1 protein-coding gene is annotated in these 437 nt (G+C 63.6%); it reads left to right on the forward strand.

What is annotated here, in order from left to right; all coding sequences use genetic code 11:
- On the forward strand, positions 1–183 hold a 183-nt coding region (locus I6F36_RS38875; RefSeq protein WP_225173284.1), incomplete at its 5' end, for a hypothetical protein.
- Positions 184–437: the final 254 nt, after the last annotated feature.

Consider the following 437-nt stretch of genomic DNA (forward strand, 5'->3'; position numbering starts at 1 on the left):
CTGTTTCCGATCGTGAATCCAACTATCCTGAGCATGCCGATCGGCTTCCTCGGCGCATGGCTTGGCACGATGCTGAGCCGGCGCAGCGCCGAGCACGAGGCCCGCTTCGACGCCTTCGTCTTCCAGGCGCATACCGGGGCCAGGCCGGATGCTCCGCCGGCTCCTGTTGTGCCGGCGGACTGATCCCGCTGGTTCCACCCGATCCATGTACATGCCGGCGCCGTCCACGGTCGGCGCGGGCAAGACTGACCCGCGGGCACATTGCCCGCTCCATTACTGGGGATTTACGATGAAAGCAATCAAAGGTGTAGTGTTCGATCTCTACGGCACGCTGTTCGACGTGCATTCGGTAGCCGGCCGCTGCAGCGACCTGTATCCGGGACGCGGACTGGAGATCAGCGTGCTGTGGCGCCAGAAGCAACTGGAATACACCTGGC

The organism is Bradyrhizobium sp. BRP19 (assembly GCF_020194195.1).
In the GTDB taxonomy this organism is placed as follows: domain Bacteria; phylum Pseudomonadota; class Alphaproteobacteria; order Rhizobiales; family Xanthobacteraceae; genus Bradyrhizobium; species Bradyrhizobium yuanmingense.